Source organism: Xanthovirga aplysinae, from assembly GCF_009711365.1.
Taxonomy (GTDB): domain Bacteria; phylum Bacteroidota; class Bacteroidia; order Cytophagales; family Cyclobacteriaceae; genus Xanthovirga; species Xanthovirga aplysinae.
In genome coordinates, this window is sequence record NZ_SMMB01000711.1 from 1 (window position 1) to 3441 (window position 3441).

The following is a 3441-nucleotide window of genomic DNA, read 5'->3' on the forward strand; positions in this document are numbered from 1 at the left end:
ATTAGTATTACTTTTTCTGTTTTTCCTGGTATTTGTTGCGTCTCAACTTAGTGCAAGGACAGTGGCTTCTGATACTACTCAAACCAAGGTGATGGTCATGGATATTAAATCGGACATCGATCCAAGAATGAGTAGATATGTGGATTTAGCATTAGAAAAAGCTGATTTAAGCGAGTCTGATGTAATTATTATTCATATGGATACATATGGAGGGGCTTTGAAGGACGCTGATAAGATACGTACCAAGTTACTGGAATATGAAAAACCAATTTGGGTATTTATTGACAAGGATGCAGCTTCTGCCGGAGCTTTGATATCTATTGCTTGTGATAGTATTTATATGGCCAGGGGAGCCAGTATAGGGGCTGCCACTGTCGTAACCGGGCAGGGAGAAGCCGCACCGGACAAGTATCAATCCTATATGCGATCTATTATGCGTTCAACAGCTGAAGCAAAGGGACGTGATCCAAAAATAGCTGAGGCCATGGTGGATGAAAAGATTGATCTGGATACCTTAGCTCCTTCGGGTCAAGTGCTCACCCTTTCTACTTCAGAAGCAATACGATTGGGATATTGTGAGGGGCAGGTAAGCTCTATTGAGGATATCCTCAAGAAGAATCAAATGGATAATTACGAAATTTCCCATTTTGAGCTGGATTTTGTTGAAAAGATTATTTCTGTCTTTTTAAATCCCTTTGTGAGTGGCATACTTATTCTGATCATAATTGGTGGAATTTATTTTGAATTACAAACACCAGGAGTGGGTTTTCCTATTTTGGCTAGTATTATAGCCATGATTCTTTATTTCGTTCCTTATTATTTAAATGGCCTGGCAGCGAATTGGGAAATTGCGGTGTTCTTTTTGGGAGTTGCTTTATTGGCTTTGGAGCTCTTTGTTATTCCGGGATTTGGAGTGGCAGGATTTTCCGGCATTGCTTTAATGATAGCTTCATTAGTACTGGTTATGCTTAATAATGACAGCTTTGATTTTTCTTTTGTAGAATTTGGTGCTATTGTAAAAGCGGTGTTAACCATTGTTTTGGCATTTTTGGGTAGTATTATTTTTGTCTTTTTTGGGGGGCTGAAATTTACTGATACGCACATGTTTAAACGCCTGGCTTTGCAAGATACCCAAAAGCGTAAGGAAGGTTTTACTTCCAGTTTTAAAACCATTTCGTATGTGGGGAAAAAGGGTAAAGCTTATACTGTTTTACGTCCCAGTGGGAAAGTGGAAATAGAAGGGGAAATATTGGATGCATACACCCAGGGGAAGTTTATTACAAAGAACAGTGAAATCGAAGTGGTATCTGATGAGGGAACTTCTTTGAAAGTAAGAAAAGTCGAAAATGGGGAGGAGTTATGAATTAAGATTTAAAAGTGAATAGTAGAAATCCAAGGTTTTACCTTACTATATGTGCGGATTTTAACCCATTTTGTTGGAAAAAGAATGAGAAAAATTTCCTTTGTGGAAGGCTGTGGGTTTAACGAATTAAAACCTTGGAATTCATTTATAAAACTTCATATTTAACATTTAACTAAGTCAGGGACTTCCTTAATACTTTTTGCCTTCCAATAAGATAGATTTTGGTGCTCCTTTTCCTCAACCTGTTCGTGAGCCCAGGTGATGTGAAATGGGATGTGCAGGGCATTTGCCCCTATTTTACAAACTGGAATAACGTCGGATTTTAGGGAATTCCCAACCATTAAAAATTGCTCGGTGGTGATTTGGTATCTTTTTAGAATATTGGTGTAAGCCATTTCGTTCTTTTCTGAGAGGATTTCCACTCTTGGAAAATAATGGGCAATCCCAGACCTTGCAATTTTACCTTCCTGATCAAATAAATCTCCCTTCGTGATGATCATTAATTCAAATTCTTTGGATAGTTTATGGAGTGTTTCTTTAACCCCATTAATTAATTCTACTGGATGTTTTAGCATTTCTCTGCCAAGGTTAATAATTTGTTGGATCTCCAGGCCACTGATTTTTCCATATGACAATTCGATAGCCGTTTCTATCATGGAAAAAGTGAAGTTTTTTATTCCATAGCCGAAAGATTGCAGGTTTCGGATCATAGTTTCATGAAATCGCTGATCTAAAACTTCCGGTTCAATGTAGGTTTGCAGCATTTCCCTATATTGTCCTTGTGCTTTACTAAAAATCGTTTCGTTCATCCAAAGGGTATCGTCGGCGTCAAAGGCAATGACTTCTATGTTTGTTTTCTCAGTAATCATTTTATTTTAATTAGAGTAAAATCTTTCCTTTTTGGGGACGGTCTGTCTTTCGTGGAGGTGCGTAAAAATAACTATTGAATGAATTTTAAGAAAAAAGGCCTACACACATATTTTATAAATCACCTCAGTTTTTAATCAATTAGGTATCTAGTGAGTGTGAAAAAATGTACTTTTCTAAAAATATGGTCATTTTTTTCTTCCAGATAGGTTTCCGTTCCATGCGTAAAACGGAGATTTAAGAGTTTTCTTGGTGTTGTAAGGTGAAATTTTTTCTTAATCTAAAGATAAGAACTACCTTAACAACACTTGATTTTTTAATTTTGGAATTAATTCAGGCAGTTTGGACATAAAATCGAAAAATAAAAGATGAAAATTATTGGTATTATACCGGCACGCTTTGCTTCAACACGCTTCCCTGGGAAAGTGTTGGCTGATATTGGAGGCAAAAGCATGATTCAAAGGGTTTACGAACAATCCCAAAAAGCCTCTGCACTTTCAAATGTAGTAGTAGCTACGGATGATGAAAAAGTATTTAGTCATGTAAGGGAATTTGGTGGGGAAGTTATTATGACTGCTTCTCATCATCAAAGTGGGACAGACCGTTGTTTTGAGGCTTTGGGCAAACAAAAGGAATCTTTTGATTATGTGATCAATATTCAGGGAGATGAACCTTTTATTGCTCCACAAATGATCGATGAATTGGCTGCAAATCTGGATGGTAAAACGGAATTGGCTACTTTGATTAAACAAATAACTGAGGAGAGAAAGTTATTTGATCCGGCGGAGGTAAAGGTGGTTTATGATTTGCAAATGAATGCTATATATTTTAGTCGGGAGACCCTCCCTCACTTAAGGGGAATTCCTCGGGAAAACTGGCTAAAACAGCATGCTTTTTATAAGCATATTGGTATTTATGCTTACAGAGCTGATGTATTGAGTACAATTAGTGCCCTCGAATCTTCTGCTCTAGAAAAAGCAGAATCTTTGGAGCAACTGCGATGGATAGAGAATGGATTTAAAATTAAAGTTGCAATAACTGATTTGGAATCCATTGGGGTGGATACTCCAGAAGATTTAGAGCATGCCAGAAAGATGTTGGATAGATTTTAATAGTGAGGTCCTTTGTATTTAGTTTTATTACTATGATAGGATCCGAAATACTAGATTAGGAAAAAGTTTGCCTTAATCCCACTTTTTCATTAGTTTGTT

Annotated in this window: 3 protein-coding genes; 2 read left to right on the plus strand and 1 reads right to left on the minus strand. The window is 36.9% G+C overall.

The window, feature by feature from the left end; translation table 11 throughout:
* A partial coding sequence (locus tag E1171_RS04480; RefSeq protein WP_425509605.1) for an NfeD family protein occupies positions 1–1363 on the plus strand: 1363 nt, incomplete at its 5' end.
* Between the two features lie 161 nt (positions 1364–1524).
* On the opposite strand, the gene E1171_RS04485 is transcribed toward E1171_RS04480, so the two are convergent.
* Positions 1525–2232, minus strand: coding sequence for an HAD family hydrolase (locus E1171_RS04485; protein ID WP_155204512.1), 708 nt, complete (start codon positions 2230–2232; stop codon positions 1525–1527).
* A gap of 366 nt (positions 2233–2598) precedes the next feature.
* Here E1171_RS04485 and kdsB point away from each other — a divergent pair, with 366 nt between their 5' ends.
* Positions 2599–3342 carry a 3-deoxy-manno-octulosonate cytidylyltransferase gene (gene kdsB, locus E1171_RS04490; protein ID WP_155204513.1) on the plus strand — a complete coding sequence of 248 codons (744 nt, stop codon included), beginning with the start codon at positions 2599–2601 and terminating at the stop codon, positions 3340–3342.
* Positions 3343–3441 lie beyond the last annotated feature (99 nt).